The sequence below is a fragment of the Pseudomonas sp. ICMP 10191 genome (assembly GCF_001467335.1).
In the GTDB taxonomy this organism is placed as follows: Bacteria; Pseudomonadota; Gammaproteobacteria; order Pseudomonadales; family Pseudomonadaceae; genus Aquipseudomonas; species Aquipseudomonas cerasi.
This window is the reverse complement of the sequence record NZ_LKGW01000115.1, coordinates 12,629-38,479: the sequence shown is the minus strand read 5'-3', so window position 1 is coordinate 38,479 and position 25,851 is coordinate 12,629. Positions and strand designations below refer to the sequence as shown.

22 protein-coding genes and 3 pseudogenes are annotated in these 25,851 nt (G+C 59.0%); 14 read left to right on the top strand and 11 right to left on the bottom strand.

Features of this window, described 5'->3' with window-relative positions; genetic code table 11:
• Positions 1–25: 25 nt before the first annotated feature.
• A pseudogene (locus AO388_RS30350) lies at positions 26–1,057 on the bottom strand (HAMP domain-containing protein); the annotation flags it as partial.
• 333 nt (positions 1,058–1,390) lie between these two features.
• Here AO388_RS30350 and AO388_RS16485 point away from each other — a divergent pair.
• The 3 genes from AO388_RS16485 (at position 1,391) to AO388_RS16475 (ending at position 4,830) form a co-directional block, all read left to right on the top strand.
• Positions 1,391–2,218: an HDOD domain-containing protein gene (locus tag AO388_RS16485; protein ID WP_058416773.1), complete on the top strand. Its 828-nt coding sequence runs from the start codon at positions 1,391–1,393 to the stop codon at positions 2,216–2,218.
• 170 nt (positions 2,219–2,388) lie between these two features.
• Complete coding sequence (locus tag AO388_RS16480) at positions 2,389–4,365, top strand: DNA topoisomerase III (protein ID WP_058416759.1); 1,977 nt, start codon at positions 2,389–2,391, stop codon at positions 4,363–4,365.
• A gap of 63 nt (positions 4,366–4,428) precedes the next feature.
• Complete coding sequence (locus tag AO388_RS16475) at positions 4,429–4,830, top strand: RidA family protein (RefSeq protein ID WP_003367150.1); 402 nt, start codon at positions 4,429–4,431, stop codon at positions 4,828–4,830.
• Positions 4,831–4,836: 6 nt separating this feature from the next.
• On the opposite strand, the gene AO388_RS16470 is transcribed toward AO388_RS16475, so the two are convergent.
• Positions 4,837–5,148 carry a DUF6482 family protein gene (locus AO388_RS16470; RefSeq protein WP_032609388.1) on the bottom strand — a complete coding sequence of 104 codons (312 nt, stop codon included), beginning with the start codon at positions 5,146–5,148 and terminating at the stop codon, positions 4,837–4,839.
• Positions 5,149–5,353: 205 nt separating this feature from the next.
• Between AO388_RS16470 and AO388_RS16465 the strand changes: the two genes are divergently transcribed.
• Entirely contained in the window at positions 5,354–5,725 is a 372-nt protein-coding gene (locus tag AO388_RS16465; protein WP_003367147.1) for a PH domain-containing protein, read from the top strand.
• Positions 5,726–5,770: 45 nt separating this feature from the next.
• Here AO388_RS16465 and AO388_RS16460 read toward each other — a convergent pair whose 3' ends face one another.
• The 3 genes and pseudogenes from AO388_RS16460 to AO388_RS30340 form a co-directional block, all read right to left on the bottom strand.
• The gene (locus AO388_RS16460) at positions 5,771–7,567 is read right to left on the bottom strand and encodes a methyl-accepting chemotaxis protein (RefSeq protein ID WP_054081831.1); all 1,797 of its coding nucleotides are present in this window, start codon (positions 7,565–7,567) and stop codon (positions 5,771–5,773) included.
• Between the two features lie 161 nt (positions 7,568–7,728).
• Positions 7,729–8,454: a methyl-accepting chemotaxis protein gene (locus AO388_RS30345; protein ID WP_371857161.1), complete on the bottom strand. Its 726-nt coding sequence runs from the start codon at positions 8,452–8,454 to the stop codon at positions 7,729–7,731.
• Between the two features lie 132 nt (positions 8,455–8,586).
• Positions 8,587–9,342, bottom strand: a pseudogene (locus AO388_RS30340) (MCP four helix bundle domain-containing protein); the annotation flags it as partial.
• 208 nt (positions 9,343–9,550) lie between these two features.
• Here AO388_RS30340 and AO388_RS16450 point away from each other — a divergent pair.
• Positions 9,551–10,495 (top strand): DNA/RNA non-specific endonuclease, encoded by a 945-nt coding sequence (locus AO388_RS16450; protein WP_003432935.1) that lies wholly within the window; start codon positions 9,551–9,553, stop codon positions 10,493–10,495.
• Between the two features lie 97 nt (positions 10,496–10,592).
• Here AO388_RS16450 and AO388_RS16445 read toward each other — a convergent pair whose 3' ends face one another.
• From AO388_RS16445 to AO388_RS16430, 5 genes and pseudogenes are all read right to left on the bottom strand, one after another.
• Positions 10,593–11,513 carry a substrate-binding domain-containing protein gene (locus AO388_RS16445; RefSeq protein ID WP_058396782.1) on the bottom strand — a complete coding sequence of 307 codons (921 nt, stop codon included), beginning with the start codon at positions 11,511–11,513 and terminating at the stop codon, positions 10,593–10,595.
• An 18-nt stretch (positions 11,514–11,531) separates the two neighbouring features.
• Entirely contained in the window at positions 11,532–12,290 is a 759-nt protein-coding gene (locus AO388_RS30335) for a methyl-accepting chemotaxis protein (protein WP_371857160.1), read from the bottom strand.
• 96 nt (positions 12,291–12,386) lie between these two features.
• A pseudogene (locus tag AO388_RS30330) lies at positions 12,387–12,557 on the bottom strand (HAMP domain-containing protein); the annotation flags it as partial.
• A 1,165-nt stretch (positions 12,558–13,722) separates the two neighbouring features.
• On the bottom strand, positions 13,723–14,559 hold the full coding sequence (locus AO388_RS16435) for a DUF1206 domain-containing protein (RefSeq protein WP_058416757.1): 837 nt from the start codon (positions 14,557–14,559) through the stop codon (positions 13,723–13,725).
• Between the two features lie 90 nt (positions 14,560–14,649).
• Positions 14,650–15,741 carry an SMP-30/gluconolactonase/LRE family protein gene (locus AO388_RS16430; protein WP_003367125.1) on the bottom strand — a complete coding sequence of 364 codons (1,092 nt, stop codon included), beginning with the start codon at positions 15,739–15,741 and terminating at the stop codon, positions 14,650–14,652.
• Between the two features lie 195 nt (positions 15,742–15,936).
• Here AO388_RS16430 and AO388_RS16425 point away from each other — a divergent pair, with 195 nt between their 5' ends.
• The 3 genes from AO388_RS16425 (at position 15,937) to AO388_RS16415 (ending at position 17,852) form a co-directional block, all read left to right on the top strand.
• Positions 15,937–16,308: a hypothetical protein gene (locus tag AO388_RS16425; RefSeq protein ID WP_003432947.1), complete on the top strand. Its 372-nt coding sequence runs from the start codon at positions 15,937–15,939 to the stop codon at positions 16,306–16,308.
• Positions 16,309–16,310: 2 nt separating this feature from the next.
• Positions 16,311–16,493, top strand: coding sequence for a DUF1289 domain-containing protein (locus AO388_RS16420; RefSeq protein WP_003315517.1), 183 nt, complete (start codon positions 16,311–16,313; stop codon positions 16,491–16,493).
• Positions 16,494–16,598: 105 nt separating this feature from the next.
• Positions 16,599–17,852, top strand: coding sequence for an MFS transporter (locus tag AO388_RS16415; protein ID WP_054081836.1), 1,254 nt, complete (start codon positions 16,599–16,601; stop codon positions 17,850–17,852).
• 6 nt (positions 17,853–17,858) lie between these two features.
• Here AO388_RS16415 and AO388_RS16410 read toward each other — a convergent pair whose 3' ends face one another.
• Positions 17,859–18,608, bottom strand: coding sequence for a carbon-nitrogen hydrolase family protein (locus tag AO388_RS16410; protein WP_054081837.1), 750 nt, complete (start codon positions 18,606–18,608; stop codon positions 17,859–17,861).
• A gap of 239 nt (positions 18,609–18,847) precedes the next feature.
• Here AO388_RS16410 and AO388_RS16405 point away from each other — a divergent pair, with 239 nt between their 5' ends.
• The 6 genes from AO388_RS16405 to AO388_RS16375 all read left to right on the top strand — a co-directional run bounded on the left by AO388_RS16405 (position 18,848) and on the right by AO388_RS16375 (position 25,847).
• Positions 18,848–20,959: a TonB-dependent siderophore receptor gene (locus AO388_RS16405; RefSeq protein ID WP_058416756.1), complete on the top strand. Its 2,112-nt coding sequence runs from the start codon at positions 18,848–18,850 to the stop codon at positions 20,957–20,959.
• Between the two features lie 53 nt (positions 20,960–21,012).
• Positions 21,013–21,741 (top strand): DUF4198 domain-containing protein, encoded by a 729-nt coding sequence (locus AO388_RS16400; protein WP_003367111.1) that lies wholly within the window; start codon positions 21,013–21,015, stop codon positions 21,739–21,741.
• A 361-nt stretch (positions 21,742–22,102) separates the two neighbouring features.
• Positions 22,103–22,558 (top strand): hypothetical protein, encoded by a 456-nt coding sequence (locus AO388_RS16390; protein ID WP_024663487.1) that lies wholly within the window; start codon positions 22,103–22,105, stop codon positions 22,556–22,558.
• 300 nt (positions 22,559–22,858) lie between these two features.
• Complete coding sequence (gene purU, locus AO388_RS16385) at positions 22,859–23,725, top strand: formyltetrahydrofolate deformylase (protein ID WP_003346974.1); 867 nt, start codon at positions 22,859–22,861, stop codon at positions 23,723–23,725.
• Positions 23,722–24,624, top strand: coding sequence for a bifunctional methylenetetrahydrofolate dehydrogenase/methenyltetrahydrofolate cyclohydrolase FolD (gene folD / locus AO388_RS16380; protein ID WP_058396788.1), 903 nt, complete (start codon positions 23,722–23,724; stop codon positions 24,622–24,624). Before purU ends, folD begins: the two co-directional genes overlap by 4 nt.
• Positions 24,606–25,847: an FAD-dependent oxidoreductase gene (locus tag AO388_RS16375; RefSeq protein ID WP_054081840.1), complete on the top strand. Its 1,242-nt coding sequence runs from the start codon at positions 24,606–24,608 to the stop codon at positions 25,845–25,847. The genes folD and AO388_RS16375 overlap by 19 nt, the downstream gene beginning before the upstream one ends.
• Positions 25,848–25,851: the final 4 nt, after the last annotated feature.

The window sequence follows — 25,851 nt, the reverse complement described above, 5'->3', positions numbered from 1 at the left end:
CGCGGATCGAGGTATGGATACGTTCAACAAAATGGTTGAACGACTCGGCCAGTGCGCCGAATTCATCCTGCGAAGTGATGGCCAGACGCTTGGTCAGATCGCCCTCGCCATCGGCGATATCACGCATCGCGCGGCCCATCTGATGCAGGGGTTGCATCAACACCCGGATCAACAGGCCCAGCAACAGGATGATCACCATCACCACAACCACCATCGCAGTGATGGCCGAGGTACGGAACTCGGTCAACATGGCGTAGGCGGAATCCTGCTCCAGTACCAGTGCCACGTACCAGTTGGCCGTCGAGACACCTTGAACGGGCGTGAAGGAAATGATCTCGGGCTTTTTACCGGAGTCGATTTCACTCACCCCGGCAGCAATTTTCGGCGTATTGGTCGGGTAGGCTTCACTGATGTTCTTGAGCACCAGCTTGCTGTCCGGGTGCACCAGAATCTTGCCGTCGGCGCTGACCAGAAACGCATAACCATGGCCATCGAAGTTCAGCGAGTTGATGATCTTGGTGACGTTGTCCAGAGCGATATCGGCACCGGCCACGCCCACGAACTGATTCTGGAACTTGACCGGTGTGGCCATGGTCATGACCAGCTTGCCGGAAGATGCCGCGATGTAGGGTTCGGTCACAATGGTGCCGGGGGCATTCTGTGCCGCCTTGTACCAGCCACGCGCACGCGGATCGTAGTCAGATGGGCGATTGGCCGACGGCACCGAGAACATCACGCCATCGGTGCTGCCAAAGTAGCTCAGCTGAAAACTGTCACTGTAGGCAGGCAGGCCGATGGCGCGTTGCAACTGGGGCAGTTCCTTGCCATCCGCGGCGATTTGCTGCGACATCGATTGCAGCAATTGCATGCGGCTTTCCAGCCAGGTTTGAATGTTCTGCGTGGTGAGCGTACCCAGTTGTTGCAACTCGGACTTGACGCTGGATTTGAGCGACTGACGCTGTCGATAGTCATTGACGACAATGAATACACTGAACGCCACGACCACAATCAATGCAGCGGCGAGAAGAATCTTTTTGCTGAAACCCAGACTTTTCATAGCGGTTACTTCCACGGCAAAAAACCAATAAGGACGATCTCTGGATCGCCAATCAAACTTCACAACAGTGCCGTCTATTTCACATTACAACCCACAGGCCGTTCAGCAACCGGAGCCGATACGTCTGCCACGGCGTCAATCACCAGGCAGGTCCGAGTATCGAAACCTTACAGAGACGCTTGTATCGCCATATCGGCGCGATCCACGAGTCCTTGATTATTTTTTTCGTCGCAGGTCGAGACGCCCTTCCCACAATCGACACTCAAGCGTGCGGAACAGGAAAAACTGGCTATGGTTGAAATCATCCCCCGCCCTGCACAGGATGGTCTCGCCATGCCAAGTATCGAGCAACTTTTTGACGGTTTGCATAGCCTCCCGAGTATTCCCAAAGTGGCTCAGGATCTGATGCTGCAATTTGACAATCCTTCTTCGAACCTGGAAAGCATTGCGCGCAATATAGAGAAAGACCCGGTGATTGCGGCCAAGGTATTGCGTCTGGCCAACTCGGCGCGCTTTCGCGGCTCAAGGGAATCCTCGAGTATCGAAGACGCGGCCATGCGCCTGGGTTTCAATACGCTGCGTACGCTGGTGATGGCCTCGGCAGTGACCGGTGCATTCAAGGCCGGGCCGAGTTTTGATCTCAAGGGGTTCTGGCTGAAAAGCTTTCAGGTAGCAGGAATCTGCCGGATGCTGGCGAAACAGACGGGCACCGATCCTGAAATCGCCTTTACCTGCGGGGTGATGCATAACATCGGTGAGTTGCTGATCCAGACCGGCGCGCCCGATGTTGCCGAACGCCTGAACAACGCCGCCAAAGCCGGGACGCCAGGACGTGCGGCCAGCGAAACCCTGCAACTGGGTTTCAGCTACCCGGAAGTCGGTGCAGAGCTGGCCAGTCGCTGGCATTTGCCCAAGGTTATTCAACAGGCTATCGCCTATCAGGCAACGCCGATGAGGGCACCGGCTGACGCATCGCTGCCGAGGATCGTCGCCCAGGCCATTACCATTTCGGATGCGCTGGAGGCCCACGGCGGCGCGACACCTCAGGCGCAGCAGGCGTCAGGCGGTCCGCTGATGGAAGGCATCGATCTGGACGCGCTGTTTGCCGGGTTGCCGGCGGTGCTGGAAGCAGACAAGGCGTTCTCCGAATTACTGAACTGAACCAAAAGCAATTCTCCAGGCTGACCAGCGTATGCGGGCATGGCGTCAGGCGGTCCATTTTTGAGGCCGTATAGCGCGTTTATCTGTATATCCATACAGATAAACCTTGCCCGCTACGCATTCAACGTTCATCCTTGCAGCCCTTGCACCGGTAATCGACGACGGTAGTCATGCGGCTGTTTCTCTGCGAAAAACCTTCCCAGGCCAAAGACATTGCGGCTGCGCTCGGCGCAACCCGGCGTGGCGACGGCTGCTGGGTGGGTGCCAATGCGACGGTCACCTGGTGCATCGGCCACCTGCTGGAAACCGCCCCGCCCGACGCCTACGATGCACGTTACAAACGCTGGGTACTGGAAGACCTGCCCATCGTGCCGGAAAAATGGAAAATGCTGGTCAAGCCCAGAACCGCCAGCCAGTTCAAGGCAGTCAAGCGGCTGCTGGGTGAAGCCCGGGAACTGGTGATAGCCACCGACGCCGACCGTGAGGGCGAAATGATCGCCCGCGAACTGATCGAGCACTGTCGCTATCGCGGGCCGATTCAGCGTTTGTGGCTGTCGGCACTGGATGACGCCTCGATCCGCAAGGCGCTGGCGGCGCTCAAGCCCGGTGCCGATACGTTCAGCCTGTATCACTCGGCGCTGGGTCGATCACGCGCCGACTGGCTGATCGGCATGAACATGAGTCGCCTGTTTACACTGCTGGGTCGACAATCCGGTTATCAGGGCGTGTTGCCAGTAGGTCGGGTACAAACCCCGACCCTGCGACTGGTGGTAGACCGTGATCGCAGCATCGCCAACTTCGTCCCGGCGCCCTACTGGGCTATCGACGTCAGGCTGCTGCATGACAATCAGGCGTTCATCGCCCAGTGGCGCGCACCATCGGATGCCTGCGACGACCAGGACCGTTGCCTGAACCAGGCGCTTGCGCAAAAGGCTGCGCACGACATGCGCGGCGCGGCCAGCGCACGACTGGTCAAGCTGCGCACCGAGCGCATTCGCGAAGCGGCGCCTTTGCCGTTTGACCTGGGCACCCTGCAGGAAATCTGTTCGAAGAAGCTCGGGCTCGGCGCGCAGGAAACCCTCGACATCGCCCAGTCCCTGTATGAAACCCACAAGGTCATCACCTATCCGCGCAGCGATTGCGGGTACCTGCCGAACAGTCAGCATGGTGAGGCCGCAGGCATTATCGCGGCGCTGTGCAAGGCCGACCCTGCGCTGGCAGGCCTGTCGCCGCACCTCGACCCACAACGTCGATCACGGGCCTGGAATGACAGCAAAGTGACAGCCCACCACGGCATCATTCCCACCGCGGCGGTGCGCGGCGTAGAACGTCTGACCGGCAAACCGCGAGCGGTGTATACCCTGATCAGGGCGCGTTACCTCGCGCAGTTTCTGCCCAACCACGAATTCGATCGCACCCAGGCTGACTTCGACTGTGCAGGCCACGCGCTGCGTGCGGTGGGCAAACAGATTGTCGAGCCAGGCTGGAAGCGTGCGATGCCCGAAGCGCTGGCCCCGGTCAAGGGTCGCGAAGCGCCTGCCCCGCAGCCGTTGCCGGCATTGTTTCAGGGCTGCGAGTGTGCGGTCGCCGAGGTCATCCTCAAGGACCTCTGGACCCAGCCGCCCAAGCCGTTCACCGAGGGAGACCTGATCAAGGCAATGAAGAACGTCGCCAGACTGGTGGAAGACCCGCTGCTCAAACAGAAGCTCAAGGACACCACCGGCATTGGCACCGAAGCCACCCGCGCCGGGATCATTCAAGGCCTGCTGGACCGTGGCTACCTGACCAAGCAAGGCAAGTCGCTGTGCGCAGCACCGGCAGCCTTCAGCCTGATCGACGCCGTGCCCCGTGCCATCGCCGATCCGGGCACCACCGCCATCTGGGAACAGGCGCTGGACATGGTCCAGAGCGGCGAAATGAGCCTTGAAGAGTTCGTCGCCAAACAGGCGGCGTGGATGAGCAAACAGGTCAGCCGTTGCGTCGGCATGCGTATGAGTATCAGCGGACCAGCCAGCCCGGCAGGCGTTACACCGCCCTGGAAGAAAAAACGCAAGACCACTAAACGGCCCGCCAAGACCTCCACCGCCACGACGGATACTGCGGCGAAAAAGCCGCGGCGCGCTGCCAGACCGGCCGCCAAGGCGTAGGCCGGAACAGCGATAACCAGATCAGCCATTGCACATTCAAGCGTTACGAACAGGTGTTACAACATGTCAGACCGAGAGCTCATCATTCCGTCCACCATGCAGTCGATCATGGACCGTGCAGGCTATGCACCTGCGGTCAGGGTTGGGGATACCCTGTACTGCGCGGGCCAGGTGGGGCGTACGCGGGATATGGAAGTCATCCTCAACCCGGAGGCTCAGTTCATCGCCTGCTGGGAGAATCTGCGCACGGTGCTCGCCGAGGGCGGTTGCACCTTCGAGGATATAGTCGACATGACGACTTACCATGTCGCCATGAGCGAACACATGGCGGTCTTTCGTGAAGTAAAAAACCGCATATTCCCGCGTGGCCAGTGCGCCTGGACCTGCATCGGCGTTGCCGAACTGGCGCACCCCGGGTTGCTGCTCGAAATCAAGTGCGTTGCGATCAGGCGCAACAACGCCTGATCGACATCACAGACTCGAGCGCAGGGGTATCTCGTGCCGCGAAGTTTGTGCCTGAACATCGTCCAGACCGACCATTTCGTCATGCGCCACGGCCTGGGTCATGAACAGTTTTACGTCAGAGACCGAAGACAGCACCTTGCGCGCCTCTTCCACCGAAGCAACGTGCAGGGTTTTTCCGCTCGAATCTTCCACTGGCACAGACTTGCCCTCGAGCTTTGCGTGCAGCACGTAGGAACCGCCTTCCATGGAGATCAGATCGAGTTCACGAACCGTTTGATCCTTTACATGTTTGGTCAGGTCTTGAATGTTCAAAGTCACACCTCCGGTGGCGTTCTGGAAATCAGCGCCGCTTGAAAATGGAGCTTTTATTGGCGCAAACGTTCAGTCGTTTGGGGGACGGCCAGCCTGAATATCCATGTCGCAAATACATGAGACAGGTTGAGCGATGTTATTCTGCGGCGGCTTCGGACACCTGGCTGCGCACGTCGCGTCCCCCCCCGAACAGATATTCAAGGATAGACAGATGATCGACTTCAACAACAAGGGCTTCTTCAAACTCAAACAGAATGACGAATACGCGGACCGGGTCAAGGACCTGCTGCTCGACGGCGAAGAGGTTATCGATGCCTACAAGTCCATGCGTGATGGCGTAGTGTTCACGAGCAAACGCATCATTGCGGTCAACGTCCAGGGGCTGACAGGCAGCAAGAAGGACTTCACCTCCTTGCCGTACAAGAACATCGTGGCGTGGTCGGTCGAGACGTCGGGTACGTTCGACCTGGACTCTGAACTGGAAATCTACTTCTCGGCGGTCGGCAAGGTAAAATTCGAATTCACCGGCAAGACCTCAATCGTTCAGATATCCAGGTACATCTCCCAACACCTTCTGGGCTGAAAAACGCCATCAGCCTGCGCATGGCGCAGGCCCTGGCATCTTGGGTCACTTGCCCAACAGCAGCGCTGCGTCGAAGCCCATCCGCAAGTTGCCCCAGTGGCGCCCCTCGAAAAAGAACGGCACATCGATTTCGGTCATGATCTCCCCGGTATCGCGCAAATAAGTCTGCAACAGAAAACGCTGCTTGTTGCCTGCGGCGCGCAGACCAATCGGGTCGGAGAACATGCGTTTGTTGCGGCACACCGGCAGATCGACTTCGCGGTTGCCGGTAGGCTTTTGCGATACCCAACTGTTGTTGACCGGGCAATAGCCTTTGCTGTCGACGATGAAGGTGACCTTGCCGCCGCGTGTGCCCTTGGTCAGCTTGTCGCATTCTTCCTGGCAGACTTGCGCAAAACGCTCGGTGTAACCGGTGGTGTATTGTTTGGGGTCTGTGCCCGGAATCAGCTTGTAACTCTGATCGAACAGATTGACGCCCTGTTTGTGCAGCTCGGCCAGGCGTACTTGCAGAATGTCACGGCACTGACTGGCGCGAGTGATCGCCGCATCCAGTTCGCCATGCCCAAGCACGAAACGCCCCAGCAGCGCCTGCACCTGCTCAGCCACACTGGAAAGATCCCGAGTGGCCGTTGCGGAGTGCTGCATGCGCTGATCGATGGCCTGGCTATCGGAATAGATCCGCGTTACCCGTTCATTGATCCCCGTGTTGGTAGAGGCGAACTGCTGAATGTGTGCAGCGATGTCGGCGAGCTTGTCGTTGGTCGACTCGAAATCGCCGATCATGCTCTCGAAATGGCCGGATGCGCGCTCCACCACCAGTTGGGTTTCACGGGCGCTGTGGCTGATCTGGATGGTCTGTTCGTGTGTGGAACTGACTTCCTGAAGCATCGCATCGATGTTGCGCGAGATGTCGTCAGTGGCTTTGCTGACGTTTTGCGCCAGCGTGCGCACCTCGTCGGCCACCACCGCAAAACCTCGACCACTCTCCCCCGCCCGCGCCGCTTCGATGGCCGCATTGAGCGCCAGCAGGTTGGTTTGCGAAGAAATCTGCTGAATCAGCCCGACAATCGACTTGATGCTTGATGAACGCTCATTCAGGCCGGAGACCAGCCCACCGAACTCGTTGAGACTGGTGGATATCTGGCTGATATTGCCGGTCACCTCAAGCAGTTCGGCGTAAGAGTCGCGTGCCATGCTCAGATTCTGCGCAGTGGTGCTGGAAATACCCTGGGTCTGCTGCGAAACATCCTCGATGCTGCCCACTGCCATATTGCTCTGGTCCATCACTTCTCTGGCGAAGCGTGCCTGATCGGTCGCGCTGTCGCTGGAGTCACTGATGTTCTTCAGCGAACGCGCCGACTCGACGGCGATCTGCACAGTCAGCCCCTGAATGCTGCTGATGATCTCGCGCTGTTTGGCCAGAAAGAGATTGCAGGTACTGGCCAGCCCGCGAATTTCATCATGGGTGAGCAGCGGCAGATCCCTTGATAGATCACCTTCGCCACTGGCGACCTCTTCGAGCGCGCGAGTCATGGACATCACCGGACGCACGATCAGGTGGCGGAAATACCACACCATGAAGCTGACCATGACCAGCGTGAACAGGGTGCTCAGCAGAATTGCGTTGCTCAGCAGATCGAGCTGACTCTGGATCACGCCCAGCGCGGCAGGGTCCGTTTGCGTGCCGCGCAATTGCAGCATGATATCGGAACGAATGTTCAGCGCCACCCAATACAGAAAGGCGCTGACCAGGACCAGCAGGAAAAGGCTTGATAGCTTCTTGGTCAGCGTGTTGAAAAACTGCTTTTCAACTGACTCGTACAAAGCCTTTAACGTCTGCATTTTCCTGCTCCTGGGTACAAGGGTGATTCTCATGCGATGGTTAACGTCTGTCGCGACCAAAGCTTTAATGCGTTCGCCTTCAGCGGAGGCGGAAAACTTCGACCACACAGCTCGCGGCGCTTTTCGCGCCGCAGAGTACTGCAGAGCTGGGCAATTTGATATCACAGTTGAAAGCGATCAACCGATTGTGAAAGCTGCCCGGCCATCAACGACAGTTCATCAGTGGTACTGGCTGTCTGGCCGATGACACGGCTATTGCCCTCGGACATGCTGGCAATCATTTCTACCTGATGGGCGATTTCGTTGCTGGCCAGGCTCTGCTCGCCAATGGTACGGGTGATGTCATTGACCAACTGCGTGGTGCTCAATGTGGCATCCAGGATATCGCTGATCGCACGCTCCACTTCAGCGGTGACCGCCATGCCCTTGTCGACCTGGGCCACGCCGGCTTCCATGCTGGTAACCGCCTCGCGGGTGCTCTGCTGAATGCGCGCGACCATGGTGGTTATTTCCTGAGTGGAAGCACTGGTGCGCCCTGCCAGGCTGCGCACCTCGTCGGCCACCACGGCAAAACCACGGCCCTGCTCGCCAGCGCGGGCAGCTTCGATGGCCGCGTTGAGCGCCAACAGGTTGGTCTGGTCGGCAATGCCCTTGATGACCTGAATAATATTGAAGATGCCTTCCGAATCCTTGTCCAGCGTGCGGATCACCTGAGCCGACTGCTGTGCCGAACGGGCAATGCTGTCCATGTCACTGACCACCTGATGGATCACCTTACCGCCGTTCTTGGCCAAGGATTCTGCCTGACTGGCCATATCCAGTGCCTGCCCCGCATGTCGGGTGATTTCTTCAATGCTTGCGGTCATCTCGCTGGTCGCCGCCGACATGGTGCCGGCTGCTGAACTCTGTTGCCGGCTGCTGTCGGCCACCTCATGGCAACCACTGCTGAGCTGACGGCTCATGCCACTGACGTCATTGGCATTGCTGCGCACCACTTCGATCATGCTGCGCAGGTCACGCTGCATGATCGCCAGGCTGCGAATCAGCATGCTGGCTTCGTCACGGCCACTTGACTCGGCGATGGGTTCGCGCAGGTTGCCATGGGCAATACTGTCGGCAATACGGCTGGCGGACGCGAGCGGGATCATGATGCTGCGCGTCACCCAATGCCCCTGCACCAGCAGCAGCAAAATACTGATCGAAAGCACGACTAACAAGGTGACATTGGCACTAAGAGTGGTCTGACGGGTGCGTTCGCCGCTGGCTTTGGCGTTGTCCTCGATCAGGTCACTCAAGCTCGACATCTGCCCCTCCAACTGCGTGAAGGCACTGGAAAAAGTACCCAGCTCTTGCTGCGCGCGGTCCGGGCTGTCGATGGCCAGCCCGACAATTCGCTCGCCTGCGCTGATATAAGCGTCGAGGCTTGGCTTTATCCTGCTCAGCTCTGCCTTGATGGCATCAGTGAGCGGCAATTGCAGGTTATCGCCCACGACCTTGCGAAACAGCGCGGCATGCTCTTTGAGGGATGCCTGCACTTCGTCACGCGTACTGTTGCTCTTGCCCAGGCCGAACAGCATCGCTGACAGCACATCGGCGCGCAGCGCATCGTGCATCATGTCGGCTTCGAGGTGATTGCCCAGTGCAGCCATGCTGACTTCACTGTCGAGCATCGCCGCCTCCATGCGCGTATTACCCAGGTAGTTGACCAGGCTGATGATCATGACGGTCAGCACACTGGTGCCTATCAGCAAGAACAGACGTAGTTTTATCGACATCCTGTAGCCCCTCCGGTCAATGAAATAACGCGAGCTGCGGATTGCTCTTATTCAAGAGCTTATCGACGCACGTTGCCAGATACTTAAGCTTATTTAACGGATATTGCCGAATCCGCAGACGATCACGTTGAACGTCAGGCCTGACGCCGCTCTGTAACGCGTCTATGGTGAACTGAGGACATTCAATCCACACACAGGAGCCAGCACCGTGCCTGACAAGAAGTTCGCCATCGATCTCGCCTACCGGCCCCGCCTTGCCGACCTCAAACCGCTGACGTCGACTACCACGCTGCTGGAACCTCAGGCGTTGGCCGCACCACGCACTACACCGGCAAGCGACTTGAAAAAACGCACCGGCTACGCCGAGAACTTCCTTGGTGATTTCATCGTGCCCTGGCCGACCACCGACGAAGAACTTGCGCCTGATGTCTACCCGTTAAAGAACACCGGTAATCGCCTCGATTACACGCACTTTTCCATCACCATGTCGCGCAGTCGGCGTCTGGCGCTGTATGTCGGCGTCAACATTGATGGTGCCAACAGCGTAGAGGTCAAACGCAGCAAGGATTCCTGGGCATTTGACGGTCGCCTGCCCGCCGAGGCGCAGATTGGCGAAAGTGTGTACGCCGACAACCTGCTGGATCGCGGCCATCTGGTTCGGCGTCAGGACCCTAACTGGGGCAAGGAAGCCGAAGTTGCCAACAGCGATACCTTCCACTTCACCAACTGCTCGCCGCAGATGGGTGCGTTCAATCAGAAGACCTGGCTGGAGCTGGAGGACTACATTCTCGACAACACACGACGCTGGAAGTCACGGGTAACGGTGTTTACCGGCCCCGTGCTGCGCGACGACGACCGCAGCTACCGCAATGTCAAAATCCCTTCGGCATTCTGGAAAGTCGTGGCGTTTCTCGGCGATGACGGCAAGCCTTCGGCCAGCGCCTATATGATCGACCAGACCCGCGAGCTGGGTAAGCTGGACATCATGTTCGGCCCGCTCAAAACCTGGCAACGCAGCGTGGCGCAGATCGAGCAACTCACCGGTATCCGTTTTGGCGATCTGTCCAGCTACGACGGCTTCTCCAACGAAGAGCGCCTGACCGGCACACGCATCGAAGCCCAGATCCGCGGACCACAGGATATTCGGGTCTGACTTGCCGGTAAGCGCGGCCTACTCCACGTTCGATCCCGAGTGTGCAGCAAGGACACAAACGTGTGACGCACAGCGCCACACGTTTGTAACCTGCACACTACTCGAACTGCTGACGGTTTTCCGGAGTAATAAGCTTGAACGGCACCCAGATGACCGGGGACGCCAGGGTTTCGCCGCGCGCCATGCGCATCGCGGCATCCACTGCGCCGTTGGCCTGCCCGAGCGCATCCTGGAACACGCTCACCGCCATCTTGCCTTCGGCCATCAGCTTCAAACCGTCCGGGGTGCCATCGATCCCGCCCACCAGATAATCACCCGCCTTTTTGCCGGTTTTTTCCAGCCCCATGATTGCCCCAATGGCCATTTCGTCATTGTTGGCGGCGACGATGGAGAAGTCCACGCCCTGCTTGACCCATTCAATCACGATGGTCGCAGCCTGACTGCGCTCCCAGTTGCCGATTTTCTTCTGCACGACCCTCATGTCCGGGTACTTGGCGACCACCTTCTCCACGTCCTCGGTGCGCATGACCGATGATTTGTTGCTCGGGTCGCCGACCAGAATCACCACATTGCCCTTGTAATTGGCGCGGCGGGCCAGCTCTTCCATCTGCAGGGTGCCGGACTCCAGTTCGTCAGAGCCGACGAACGCCGTCAGCGCAGGCCATTTGGCAGGTTCCGGATTACGGTTGACGAATACTAGAGGAACCTTGGCTTCATTGGCCAGACGCATCATTTCCGGCGCACTTTTGCCACTCACCATCGCGACCACGATGGCATCGACTTTCGAGTTCACCAGATTGCGAAACTGCCGCATCTGCAGCTCCACGTCGTCCTGGCCGTTTTCCATGAAAATGTCGGCGTCCAGCAGGGCTACCTGTTTCTCCACGCCGTGGCGCAGGATGGTCTGGAAATTGTCGTTGTATTTGGCCATGCCTACACCGATCAGCGGCGTTGCTGCCTGCGCCAGGCCAGCGAACAGCAGGCTCGCACTCAGGGAAATCGATAACCACTGTTTCATGTTCTGACTCCCGGGGCGTTAAACGCTGAAATGATGGAGCAGCTCGCGCTGATCCCTGGCCATTTTCGACAGATCCTGACTGCTGATTGCCGATTGCTCAGCACCGTCGGCGGCCTGCTGGGCAGAATCGTTGATGTGCGTGACCATGCGACTGGTCTCCTGCACCGTTGCGCTTTGCTGCTCGGTGGCCGCAGCGATCTGAATGTTCATGTCGCGAATCGTATCCACCGCCTCGCCCATTTCCACCAGCAATTGATCAGCGCCGGAGGCCAGTGTTACGCAATGGTCGGACTGGATCTGGCTTTCGTTCATCACCTCTACCGCCGAATGGATCTTGCTCTGCATCTGGCCGATCATTTCCTGGATCTCGCTGGTGGAGGTCTGTGTGCGACTGGCCAGCGAGCGCACCTCATCGGCCACCACCGCAAAGCCCCTGCCCTGCTCGCCAGCCCGCGCCGCTTCGATGGCTGCGTTGAGCGCCAGCAGGTTGGTCTGTTCGGCAATGGTGCGAATGGCGTCGACGATACCGTCGATGTTCTGCCCGTATTTCTGCAATTCGTCGGTCACCGCAGACGCCTTGTTGACCTGTTCAGCCTGCTGGCGAATGTTGACGATGGTTTCAGCCACACGCTTTTGCACCTTTCCGGTCAGCTCACTGGTGCTGTCCACCGCGCCGCGTGTGTCCTGAGCCCGACGGGCCACTTCCTCGACCGTGCTTTCCATTTCATTCATGGCTGACGCGGCAGAGTTGAGCCGATCCTTTTGCTGGTCGACCACGCGGGTCGTCTGCTCACTGATCTGCGCGTTCTGGCTGGCGGTCAGCGCCAGGGTATCGGCCGACCCGATCAACTGACGAAACGTCTGTTGCAACGACTGGGTGAATTCATTGAGATAACCACCCAACTCACCAAACTCATCGCGACGGCTAACGTCGAAACGTACCCGCATGTCGCCACCGGTGAGAGTCTTCAAAACCTCGCGAAACGCCGCCAGAGGGCGACGCAGGCTGAAGGCGACCCATGTGCCGATGATCGCTGCCGCCATGACGGCCAGCAGGCAGGCGATCAGCAACAGGCTAAGGCTGGTGGCAATGGTCGAATCCGCCCCGGCCTTGGCCTCATTGGCCACCGCCAGTGACTGATTGCCGAACTCGCCAATCTTGTCCAGCGTTGCCTGAAGACGGGTTTCCGCTGCCTGGCGCTGTTTGTCGACCTGCTCGGCGAGCGCCGCTTCCTGCCTGTAGGCCTGATAAACGCCGTCGCTGCCGGTCAGATCATTAAGCAGGCGGTTGACCATCACGCCGGCAATCCGGCCAGCACGCGGGTCGGCTGCGATGAGCTCCCGTGTGCGGGTGCTTATCACCTCATCCTGCAGGTTGAGCACGCGCTGCAAGGCCTGAATATTCGGTGTGGCGGCATGGGCAGCCAGACCTTCGTAGGATTTGCCGACTTCCAGTAAAAGCTTTTCCCCCGCTGCCACAGTTTCGGCGGAACCGGCGTTGCGCTCGCGGGCAATGTAGTCACGAAGATAACCGGTCAGTTGCGCGCCCTGACTGTTGCTGTAGCCCTGCAACACTCGGCTCTGAATTGTCTGCAGAACGTGCTGTCGATGGCTGGCAATCAGCGTCTGCGCCTGCTCGGCATAGGCAGCACTCAGTTGGCGCTGCTGGTTCAGGTTGTCGCGCAGTTCGGAACGATCGCCAATATAGGCAGGCGTGCTGTCCAGCAGCTGATTGAACCGAGCCATGCTGTCGTTGAAGGGCTGTTTGCCATCGTCGATCTGTCTGGGATCATTGCTGACCAGGATCCCGAGCAGTGCCTGATTGGCGCGCAGCACATGCACGTAAAGCTCGCTCGCCGCCCTGCTCAAGGGTGCGGACTGCCCTGTGATGACGCTTATCCGATCGCTTATGGAATGGGTGCTTTGATAGCTGATACCTGCCATGGCAAGCAGCAGTACTACCAGCACAGCAAATCCACCGATCACTCGCTGAAGAATGGTCATGGCTATCCTCTTTATTTTTATTGCGCTGAATCTGATCCGGGCCCGCGTCGAGAACGTCAGTCCGGAAAATGATCGGAGCGCTAAAGAGAATGTCGGCTGCGCCAAGGGCGACTTGAGAAGTAGGTCACGTTTTTTTACTGGCAGGAGCCACTAAAAAGGACTGCCTGACCTGAGACGTCAAGCAGTCCTCTATCAAATATGGTGATCAGCGGAAATGACGCGCCACGGCTTCCGGCGCATCAGGCACGTCCATATTGATCCGGCGCCAGGCCGCCTGCGCGAAGCTGTATACCGAAAACGCAATCAGCCCGAGCGCCACAATCAGCAATACCAGGCCACCTGCGGGCAAATCCTGCAAACCGTTGAGCGCGTCCTTCATGCCCGGCGGGTGCATGGCCTGATAACTGGAACCGCTTACCGCCAGTAACACGGCAATTTCAATGAATGCCACGCCCCGGGCGATCAAGCCGAAGCGCGATACCGGACGCACGTACTTCATGACGTCCTCGTCGGCCTCGAAATACTTCTCGAAGGAAGCCTTGCAGCCCTTGATGATGTGCACAATGCCCAACCCCAAGGGCACCAGGGCGACCACGTAGACCAGCAGATTGGAGTGATCCCAGGACAGAATGGCTGCCAGCAGGTCCTTGGCCTGACCACCGTCCGATGAGCCACCGGAGCTCTTCAGCCCACTGACCAGCAGGCCAAGGGCGAAGAACGCCAGTGCGCCGTACGTAAAGCCGCCCACCAACAGACCACCGCGAATCACCAGCCCTTTGAATTCGCGGCCATGATGATCAACGTCCCGGGTAGCCTGCAAGACACGCCATGCCGCAAACGCCAGCAGGCCGACGATCACCACCCCGACCAGAACACCGCCGAATGGCTGGCTCAACAGCGCTTCAAGACTGCTGTGGCTGTCGGCAGGCTGCGATGAGCCTTGCGCCGCCAGTACCGCGAACAGACCGATAATCAGATAAACAACACCACGGGCGGCATAACCGCCCCGTGCAAGTAGAACAAGGCCGCGTTGCGCCGACATAATTAACTATCCCTGAAAGTGATTACAGGNGGGGGGTTCGACCCGATTGACGACGCGTCATGCCAGGCGCCGTCATCGGGTCACACACCGTCAGGCAAACGTGGCACCGCGCGCGTTGACGAACACCGAATAAAGCGAATGGCTGCTGGCCATGAACAGCCGATTACCCTCTCGCCCGCCGAAGCAGATGTTGGCGCAGCGTTCGGGCAGGCTGATGTGGCCGATGGCCTTGCCTTGAGGGTTGAACACGCGCACGCCGTCGAGTTTCTCCATATCCGCCTTGGGGTCACCATTGCCGCCCCAGCCGCACCACAGATTGCCGCTTTCGTCGCACTTGATGCCGTCGATGGCCGCGTAGTCCAGACCTTCGATGTGCTTGCGCCGTTCGCCCAGCGTGCCATCTTCCTTGACCGCTATAGCCCAGATAAGGCCATTGGGTTTGGCCCGCCCTTCGACCACATACAAGGTTTTCTCGTCCGGCGAAAAGCACAGACCATTCGGACCGGCCAGATCATCGATAACCCTGGAGACCTTGCCGTTCGAGGGGTCTATGCGATAGACGCCGAAGGGTTGCTCCTGCTTGACCTTTTGACCTTCATAGTTGCTTTCGGCCTGAAAGGTAGGGTCGGTGAACCAGATAGAACCATCACGTTTGCAGGCGATGTCGTTGGGCGAATTGAAAGGTTTGCCCTCGAAGCTGTCGGCCAGCACGGTGATACGCCCGTTGTACTCGGTACGCGTCACCCGCCGCCCTTCGGTGGTGGTGCTCGACCCCTCACAAACCAGCAACCGACCCTGACGGTCGCGGCACATGCCATTGGAAAAGTTCGAGTGCTCGCGGTACACCGACAGCTCACCCGTTACCTCGTCCCAGCGCATGATGCGATTGTTGGCGATATCGCTGACCAGCAAGTAGCGACCGTCTCCGATCCACACTGGCCCTTCGGCCCAGCGCATGCCGCTGGCCAGCTTCTCGACGCTGGCATTGAATATTCGTATGTCAGTAAAGCTGTCATCCAGCACACGGACCAACGGGTCGGGATAGCGCTGGGTCAGCGGCTGAGCGCTGGAAAGACGCGGCAATGCGCCGATGGCGGCAACGGTTGCTGAAACGGCCAGCGATTTTTTCAGAAAGCTCCGACGGCTTGGCTCTAGAGCGGGGCTTGAGGTTGAGAAATCCATCATGCGTCTCCTTGTTATTTTTGGAATGGCGCCGGCCTTGCGGCCGAACGTCATCCTACAAGATAACGCTGCATAGCTTGAATGATGGCCGTGTGAGATCAGACTTCGCCTGAAGATATACCGCCTCCCACGCTTCGGCACACGCCTGCAATAAGGTATCTTGCGCCACTCCTTTTCCACGGCCCAGGGTCCCCCATGCCATCCAGCAAACGCGAACAGGCCCAGACAGATCGGCGTCTGGTGAGCGCACTGACGCACGCCTGCGAGACCGCCAAGGCCGAGATGCCCGGTTTTTGCTGGCTGACTCATGAAGTCGATTACGCGGCGTTCCCGGCCAGCCTGCAGGTGGTATGGGTGTTTGACACGCTGGCTGACAAGAACGCTGCACTGGAGCGCGGGTTGGGCGAGCGGATGATCGGTCTTACGGTAGAGGCACTTGACGATGCACAGGTCAGCCTGTCGAATCCAGCGGCTCATGTGCATGTCGACTGCGAAGAGCAGTGCCTGCGCGAGAACGCGGGCGACTGGCAGCAGCGCATCAAACGCAAATACGCCAGACGAGGTTGAGCATGGCCAAGGACATCGAAAACCCGTGCATTTCCGTATGCCAGCTCAGCGGCGATCTGTGTGTGAGCTGCGGGCGTACCAAGGACGATATCCGCAAGTGGAAGCGCATGAAGCGGCCAGAAAAAATGGCTGCCGTGCAACGCGCGACCCAGCGACTGAAAAGCCTGCAGAAAAAGAGCATTTGAAGCCTAAATTTCATCTTCGGTGCGGAAACTTCTTCAAAACGGCCCGGGTCAGTATTACCCGTGACTCGGTTGCCTGGAGTCGGACGAATTACAGGAACTTCACTCTTGGTCAGTCATGCAGATCGCCGCAACACCCTTTCACTGGACAGCCTGAATTTCTTCCTTGCCGATGTGCGCGATGGCCTGGGCCCGTATCTGGCGATCTACCTGCTGGCGGTGCACAAATGGGACCCGGCCAGCATCGGTGTGGTGATGACCATCGCCGGCATTGCCGGGCTGCTGACCCAGACACCTGCCGGGGCGCTGATCGACCGTACGCCCTACAAGCGCGCCATGATTGGTGTGGCGGCCTTGTTGGTGACGCTGAGTTGCGTGATTCTGCCGTTTACCTCGTCCTTTTCCATTGTCGCCCTGACCCAGGCGTTGAGCAGCATTGCGGCCTCGGTATTTGCACCGGCCATCGCGGCCATTTCGCTGGGCATCACCGGGCCAAAAGCGTTTACCCGCCGTACCGGACGCAACGAAACGTTCAACCACGCTGGTAACGCCTGCGCAGCCCTTCTGGCTGGCGGCTTCGCCTATCTATTCGGCCCTATTGCGGTGTTTTACCTGATGGCCGCAATGGCGCTGGCGAGTATTGTCGCGGTCAGCTTCGTTTCCGCAGACGCCATCGATCACGACGTGGCTCGGGGCTTCGACGCCAGTCACGACGTCAGTGGTCATCAGCCGTCGGGGCTTTCTGCACTGTTGAGCAACAAGCCGCTGCTGATGTTTGGTATCTGCTGCGCCCTGTTTCATCTGGCCAACGCAGCGATGCTGCCGCTGGTGAGTCAGAAGCTGTCACAGATCAACATGCAAATGGCGACACCGCTCACTTCAGCGTGCATCGTCGCGGCCCAACTGGTGATGGTGCCAGCCGCGCTGCTGGTAGGTATGAAAGCGGATGTCTGGGGGCGCAAGCCGCTGCTGCTGGCCGGTTTTCTGTTCTTGCCGATTCGCGGTGTGCTTTACACCCTCTCCGATGATCCCTATTGGCTGGTAGCGGTGCAGATGCTCGACGGCATCGGTGCGGGCCTGTTCGGTGCCCTGTTCCCATTGATGGTCAAGGACCTCACTCAAGGCAGCGGGCGTTTCAACGTGAGTCTGGGTGCGCTGTCCACGCTGTTCGGGCTGGGTGCAGCGCTGAGCAATAGCCTGGCGGGTTTTGTCGTGCATGCGGCAGGTTACAGCGCGGCATTTCTGACCCTTGCCGGTGTGGCAGCGGTAGCGTTCTGCCTGTTGTGGCTGGCCGTGCCAGAGACCCTTTCGCGCTCGCATAACGAACCCGGGCTCAAGCCGGACACTGCCATGGGCGCGTGAAACGTCTTACTCCAGCGTAACCGCCCTGACCTGCCAGCCCTCGTGCTGGCGGGTCGCGACTACCAGACCACCTCCTTCACCTTCCATCCCGCCGACCCAACGCCCTTCCTCGTCCCACAGACCACTGCGCCCCGCCGACTGCCAGCCGCCAGTCGGCCCTCCATGATTGGCCATCAACACCGGCAGCGAGTGGCGGCGGGCATGCCCCGAAAGCAGTCCGGCGTCGTAGTCATAGCCTCCCGGCGAGATCAGCACACTGGCTGCGTACACCCAGGCTCCGCCTTGCGCCAGGCGGCGCGCATGCTCGGCGTGGGCAAAGTCTGCACACACGCACAGACCGATCCGCTGCTGACCAAGTGGCAGATAGCAGTCCGCATTGCCTGCGCTAAACACCACGTCTTCACCGGGATGCAAGTATTGCTTGGCATAGGCGATGACATCGCCCGCAGCGGTGAAGGTCAATGCGCCAATCAGGACGCTATCGTCCGGCCCCTTGAGCGGCACGCCAAGGGTGGTCGTCAATCGCAACTTCACCGCCAGTGCCGCGAGCGGCGCCAGACGCACATCGTCGGCAAGCAGGGCGAGTTCGCGAGCCAGATCCGGTTCGTAGCCTGTGAGTGACAACTCTGGAAACAGCAGGTAAGTGGCGCCCTGTTCAGCTGCCCGTTGCATGAACGCCAGGTGCCCGGAGAGGTTGTGCTCGATAGCTCCCCGTGCAGAGCAGAATTGGGCAGCGGCGAGTATTGGAAACGTCATTGGCTCTCCAGAGCACACAGGAATCACAGGCGAGAGGTTCGCCGACCTCAATAGCCGGGTTGACGCATATTGCATTTTCAAGGCCCAGCGAAGTTGTACGACGTAGTCCCCCACCTGAGCGCTGAGTTGCAAGGATCGCCCCCCCTACTGATCAGCCCGATGTTACATCCCCAGCAACAAACAACAATAATTCTCAACGGAGATGTTATATTGTATCTATTATCATCAGGAAGTCTCACATGTCGTCTCGTAGAATCGCGTCTCTGGCAGGCTTGGCAATCGGCGTTTTGGGCAATACGGGTTACGCGGAGGAAAGCCCGCAGACCATAGAACTGGAAAGCGTCAACGTCACGTCCGACTATCAGTACGAGACGGCGACCAGCCCGGTCCAGGGCTATCGCGCTACCCGCTCGGCCACGGCCACCAAAACCGATACCGCCATCGCGGATATCCCGCAGTCGATCAGCGTGGTGCCTGCCTCGGTGCTCAAGGACCTTGGCAGCAACAGCGTCGAGCGTGCGCTGGATTTCGCCGGCGGCGTGTCGAAGCAGAACAACTTCGGCGGTCTGACGCTTTACGAGTACAGCATCCGGGGCTTTACCACTTCCGAATTTTACAAGGACGGCTTCAGCGCCAACCGCGGCTACCCTGCCACGCCGGATGCCGCAAATATCGAGCGTATCGAAGTGCTGAAAGGCCCCGCCGCCAGCCTGTACGGGCGTGGCGATCCGGGCGGCACGGTCAATATCGTCACCAAGAAACCCCAGCGTGAAGCCTTTACCACCTTGCAGACCAGCGCAGGCAGTTGGGATCGCTATCGCACCGCGCTGGACGTCAACACCCCGCTGGATGAAGAAGGCAATCTGCTCTCGCGGGTCAATCTGGCCGTGGAAGACAACAACAGCTTTCGTGACCATGTAGAAAGCAAACGGGTGTTTGTCGCCCCGTCCTTCAGTTGGCAACTGAACCCAGACACCCGTCTGCTGGTGGAAACCGAATTCGTGCGCCACACATCGACTTTCGACCGGGGCGTGGTCGCCCCCAACAACACCTGGAGCGGCGTGTCTCGCTCGACCTTCCTCGGTGAGCCGGACGATGACATCGATAACGACAACAACATGGTCCAGTTCGCGTTGGACCACCAGCTCAACGATATCTGGTCACTGCGTCTGGCCAGCCATTACAAACAGGGCGAGATGTCGGGTTTTGCCAGCGAGGCGCGCCCGTTGAATGCCGACGGGCACACGGTCAATCGGCGTTATCGGGAGCGCGACAACAACTGGCATGACAGCATCACCCAGTTGGAATTACGCGGTCGTCTCGATGGTATGGGGGTCGAGCACGAAGTGCTGATCGGCACCGAGTACGAGAACTATCGCAAGAACGAGCGCGTCACGACCATCGCCGGCAGCCCCTACGCCATCGACATCTACAACCCGGTCTACGGCCAACCGAAACCCGCCGGCGCACGCTCCGGTACTGATTTTTACGAGCATGTCGAAAGCCGCGCGCTGAACCTGCAGGACCAGATTGTCTTTACCGACAAGCTGCGCGGCATGATCGGGGCACGCTACGAGCACTTCGATCAGCAGGTCGATGATTTCACCACCAACGCCACCTCCGGGCAGCGCCAGGACGCTTTCACTCACCGCGCCGGGTTGCTTTATCAACTCACACCGCAGGTCGGCCTGTTCGCCAACGCCTCCACCTCGTTCAAGCCCAACAATGGACTGGATGCCGCCGGCAAAACCTTCGACCCGGAAGAAGGCGTCGGCTATGAAGTCGGGATCAAGAGCGAACTGTTCGACGATCGCCTGAGCACGACCCTCGCCGCCTTTCATATCGAAAAAGAAAACGTTCTCGCGCTGGATCCGGGCACCGACACCAATCGTGCGGTGGGCAAGGCTCGCAGCCAGGGCTTGGATCTGCAATTGACCGGGCAGGTCAGTGAGGCCATTCGGGTCATCGGTGCCTTCGCCTACATTGACGCCGAAGTGACCAAGGGCGACCAGACCATCCCCTCCGGCAGTCGGATCCTCGGTGTCGCCAAACACAGCGGCAGCCTGCTGGGCGTCTATGAGTTCCAGGAAGGCGCGTTGCGCGGCTCGGACGTGGGCGCGGCGTATACCTACGTCGGCGACCGCTCGGGGCAGTCGGGCGCTGACTTCGAGTTGCCGGCCTACCAGACCGTAGACCTGCTGGCGCATTACAAAGCCAGCGAGAACGTCACGGTGGGTCTGAACCTGAACAACATTTTCGATGAAAAATACTACGAGCGCTCCTACAGCAATTACTGGGTCGCGCCTGGCGAACCGCGCAACGTTACGGTGAGCCTGACCCTCAGCCTCTGACGCCCATGACAACCCGACTCAATACACCCCGCTCCCAACAACAAGGACGCATCATGCTTTCAAACAAACCTTTCCTGGCCCTGGGCCTGCTCGGCGCTTTGTTCGCCAGCCACGTCAATGCGCACGGTCTGTGGACCGAACAGCGTCGCGGCAATATCGAAGTGGTCTACGGTCATGGCGCCGAAGACAACGCTTTCAAGGCGCAGAAAGTCAGCGGCGCGTGGGCCTACGACCTGCAGGGCAAAATGATCCCGGTGACGGTACAACGCCTTGAAGACCACGCGCGTCTGGTGCCGCTCAAGCCGCCTGCGGTCATGAGCGTTGCGCTGGATAACGGCATGTGGACGCGCGACGCCGAGAAGCGATGGGTCAATGAAGGTCGCAGCAAAGTACCCAATGGCACCGACTCCATCCACACCTTCAAATACAGCGTGGCCATTTACGCCGAAGGCGCGCACCTGCCAGCGTTCAACAAGTTGAATTTCGTGATCGTGCCGCAGACCGACCCTTTGAAAGTCGGCGCAGGCAAACCACTGCCGGTGCGCGTACTGATCGACGGCAAACCCGCCGCCGGCATCAAACTGATCGGCGATTACCGCAGTGCACCGGATGTCGTCAGCGCCGAAACCGATGCACAAGGTCTGGCCAGCGTCATCGTGCGTAACGAGGGGCTGAATATCATCGCCGCCGAAGTCACGCTGCCGGTCAAGGACAACGCCGACATCGCTGAACGCGGCTTGTTTACCTCGCTGACGTTTGTTGGTGAAGCGCATCACGACTGATGACGCGCAGTAGCAAATAACTTCTACTCAGCCACGCAAGGTATCTTCGGCCGACGTTGCCGGAGAACCTTGCTGATCGCACTTTGCGCGTGCCTGCTCGATTGCCTGCCTGTTGATGCTTACCCATGCGGACAGCATTTCCAGCTGCGGCTTCAATGAGTGGCCGAGTTCGGTCAAGTCACAGCAAACATCGTCGAAGCCTTGGTCAGGCAGTCAGGTTCAACCCAAGAGCCTGACCATGGAATGCGTGCGCGAATATACAATTTTGTACAAAATAGATACATCAATCTAAAGGCCCGCTGTTGCGGGCCGATAGGCGTACTAAACAAGACTCCACAAATCCTCCGGGACCGGAACCTCAATGAAAATCGCACCTTTCGACACCCCTCCGATCATGAATATTCAAGTCGTGAGCTCAACGCCAGCTTCGGTGACAGAAAGCTCCGCAGTATCCAGTGTTACACCTGCCGCTGTTAAGGTTCAGATCTCGAAGGAAGGTCAGGAAAAACTCGAAAGTGAAAGGAACGCGGACATTGATCGGTCCGGCCTGCCTGAGGACGTCAAGGAAGTCTTGAAAAACATCCGCAAGCTTCAGGATAAGATCGCTGAAAAGAACCAGGAATTGATGGAACTGCTGAACGACAAGACCCTGTCGGAAGATGAGAAGAAACGGCAGAGAGAGCTTTTGACGTCCACCATCAGGAGCATGCAATCAGCGTTGTCCCAAGCCATGAGCGCGCTGAATAACGCGATGTCGTCCAATAATATGGACTCCGATAGCCGTAGCCAGGCCAAGGGCCTGATCGGGATGAAATAGGCATCACGCATTGACCGGGCCGTGAATATTTCCAGCGGGCGCAACGCTCCGCCGGAATAGCAGCTTGCCACTACAGTGAAATCCGGCGATCCCGCCCCCCCCCCCCGCAAGAAACCTGCAATATTCCCTTTAGTAAACAAAGTTTCCAGAAACCTCTGGACGCTGGATTTCCTTTCGCCTATAAAACAGTCTTCGAGAATATTAAATTCCTGTAGAGAATTTTATTCATCGACGAAAAACCTCTGCACCTGACCTTTTTCGCCCTGCGCCAAACTGCCGCTACCCTTCAGAGGACACGCCATGCAACACGAGAAGAACCATTTCATCCTGAAGATCAGCTGCCCGGCGACCTCCGGGATTGTCGCGGCGGTGACTTCCTACCTGGCTGGCAACAGCTGCTACATCGGTGAAATGGCCCAGTTCGACGATGAGTACAGCGGCACTTTTTTCATGCGTGCAGTGTTTCGCTTCAACGATGGTCATGAGGGCGACATCCAGCAGTTGAAAGCCGGCTTCGACGCCGTTGCCAACGACTTTGCCATGCAGTGGGAGCTACACGACACGCGCCGGCCGATGCGTGTGCTGCTGATGGTCAGCAAGTTCGATCACTGCCTGACCGACCTGCTGTACCGCTACCACAAGGGCGAAATGGACATGACCATCACGGCCATCGTGTCCAATCATCTTGACCTGCGACCGATGGCCGAACGTGAGGGGATTCGCTTCATCTACCTGCCCGTGACCCGAGAAACCAAGGCCGCGCAGGAAGCCGCACTGATGAAGGTGGTCGATGAAACCGGCACCGAGCTAGTAGTACTGGCGCGCTACATGCAGATTCTCTCCGACGACCTGTGCCAGCAACTGGCTGGCCGGGCGATCAATATCCATCACTCGTTTCTGCCGGGTTTCAAAGGCGCCAAGCCCTACCATCAGGCTTACGAGCGCGGTGTGAAGCTGATCGGTGCCACCGCGCACTACGTCACCAGTGACCTGGACGAAGGTCCGATCATCGAGCAGGAAGTGCAGCGCGTCGATCACGTCTACCTGCCTGCCGACCTGGTCGCGGCGGGACGCAATAACGAAACCATCGCGCTGTCGCGGGCCGTCAAATATCACCTGGAGCACCGCGTGTTTCTCAACACGGATCGAACGGTGGTGTTCCGATGAGCGCACACATCATCGACGGCAAGGCCGCCGCCGCTCGCGTTCTGCAACAGGTCAGACACGATGTGAACACCTTGAAGGTCGAAGGCATCGAACCGGCACTGGCGGTCATTCTGGTCGGTAATGACGCGGCCAGTGAGGTTTACGTACGCAACAAGATCCTGCGTGCCGAGGAAGCCGGCATTCGCTCGCTGGAACACCGCCTGCCGGCCGACAGCAGCCAGGCCCGCTTACTGGCGCTGATTGCCGAATTGAATGCCGACAACACGGTACACGGCATTCTCCTGCAACTGCCCTTACCCGCTCACATAGAAGAAAACCGCGTCCTGCAGGCTATCGATCCGGGCAAGGACGTAGACGGCTTTCACAGTGAAAACGTCGGTGGTCTGAGCCAGGGGCGCAACGTATTGACGCCCTGCACCCCCAGCGGCTGCCTGCACTTGCTCGAAGAAACCTGCGGCGATCTGAGCGGCAAGCATGCGGTGGTAATCGGTCGTTCCAACATCGTCGGCAAACCCATGGCCGCCCTGCTGCTGCAAGCGCACTGCTCGGTGACGGTGGTGCATTCGCGCAGTAATGATGCCAGGGCCTTGTGTCAGTTGGCCGACATCGTCGTGGCAGCGGTTGGCCGCCCGCGCCTGATAGATGCCAGCTGGCTCAAGCGCGGCGCGGTGGTGATCGATGTCGGTATCAACCGCATCGACGACCACGGCCGTAGCCGCCTGGTGGGCGATGTGGACTTCGACAGCGCCATCGAAGTCGCCTCTGCGATCACGCCCGTTCCCGGCGGGGTCGGACCGATGACCATCGCTTTTCTGATGAAAAACACCGTGACTGCTGCCCGGCAGCAGGCCCACGCGCAACGCAGCCAATCGGAGGCCGTATGCCTTTCAACCTGTTGAAATACGGGCTCAGTTCGGAGTACCCGGTCGAGGTAGATCTGCCTGCGCCGAAGGAACTGAAGTCCTCCTACGACGTGGTGATCATCGGCGGCGGCGGGCATGGCCTGGCCACCGCCTACTACCTGTCGAAATACCATGGCATCACCAATATCGCCGTGCTGGAAAAAGGTTACCTGGGCGGCGGCAACACGGCGCGCAACACGGCGGTGATCCGCTCCAATTACCTGACCAGCGAAGGTGTGAAGTTCTATGCCGAGTCGGTGAAGATGTTTCAGGGCCTGTCCAACGAGTTCGACTTCAACATTATGTACTCCGAGCGCGGCCAACTGACCCTCGCGCATACCGATGCCACGGTCCGTTCGTTCCGCCAGCGCGCCGAGGTCAACAAGCATTTCGGCGGCCGCACCGAGATGATCGACCGCCAGCAGATCCGCGAACTGGTGCCGAGCCTCAATCTGGACCCCGGTCATCTGCCGGTGCTCGCCGGCCTGTGGCACATCGACGGCGGCACCGCCCGGCATGACGCGGTTGCCTGGGGCTACGCCAAGCAGGCGGCCAAGCGCGGTGTGGAGATTCATCAACTGACCGAAGTGCAGGAACTGGTGATCGAGAACGGCACCATCACTGCGGTGAAGACCAATCGCGGCACCATCCAGTGCGGCTGCGCCGTACAGGCGGTGGCGGGCATGAGTTCGCAGATGATGAAGAAGGCCGGGATTCGCTCGCCGATCCAGACCTTCCCGCTGCAGGCGATGGTCACTCAACCTTTCAAACCCTTTCTCGATCCGCTGGTGAGTTCGTCCGCCCTGCACTGCTATGTGCAGCAGACCAGCCGTGGCGAAGTGGTGTTTGGCGGCGGTTCTGATCCGTACCCGTTGTTCAACAGCCGCTCGACGCTGGACCTCAAGGAAAGCCTGCTGGCCCACGCCATCGAGATGTTTCCGTTTCTGGCCAACGCCAAACTGATGCGCCAATGGGCCGGGATCACCGACATGACCCCGGACTACAGCCCGATCATGGGCCTTTCCCCCGTCAGGAACTACTACCTCGATGCGGGCTGGGGCACGTGGGGCTTCAAGGCCACGCCGATCTGCGGCAAGACCATGGCAGAACTGGTTGCCAGCGGCGGCAAGGTGCCCGAGTTGATCAGGCCATTCGCGCTCGAACGCTTCTCAACCTTCCAGCAAGTCAACGAAATGGGCGCAACAGCGGCCAGCCACTGACGGA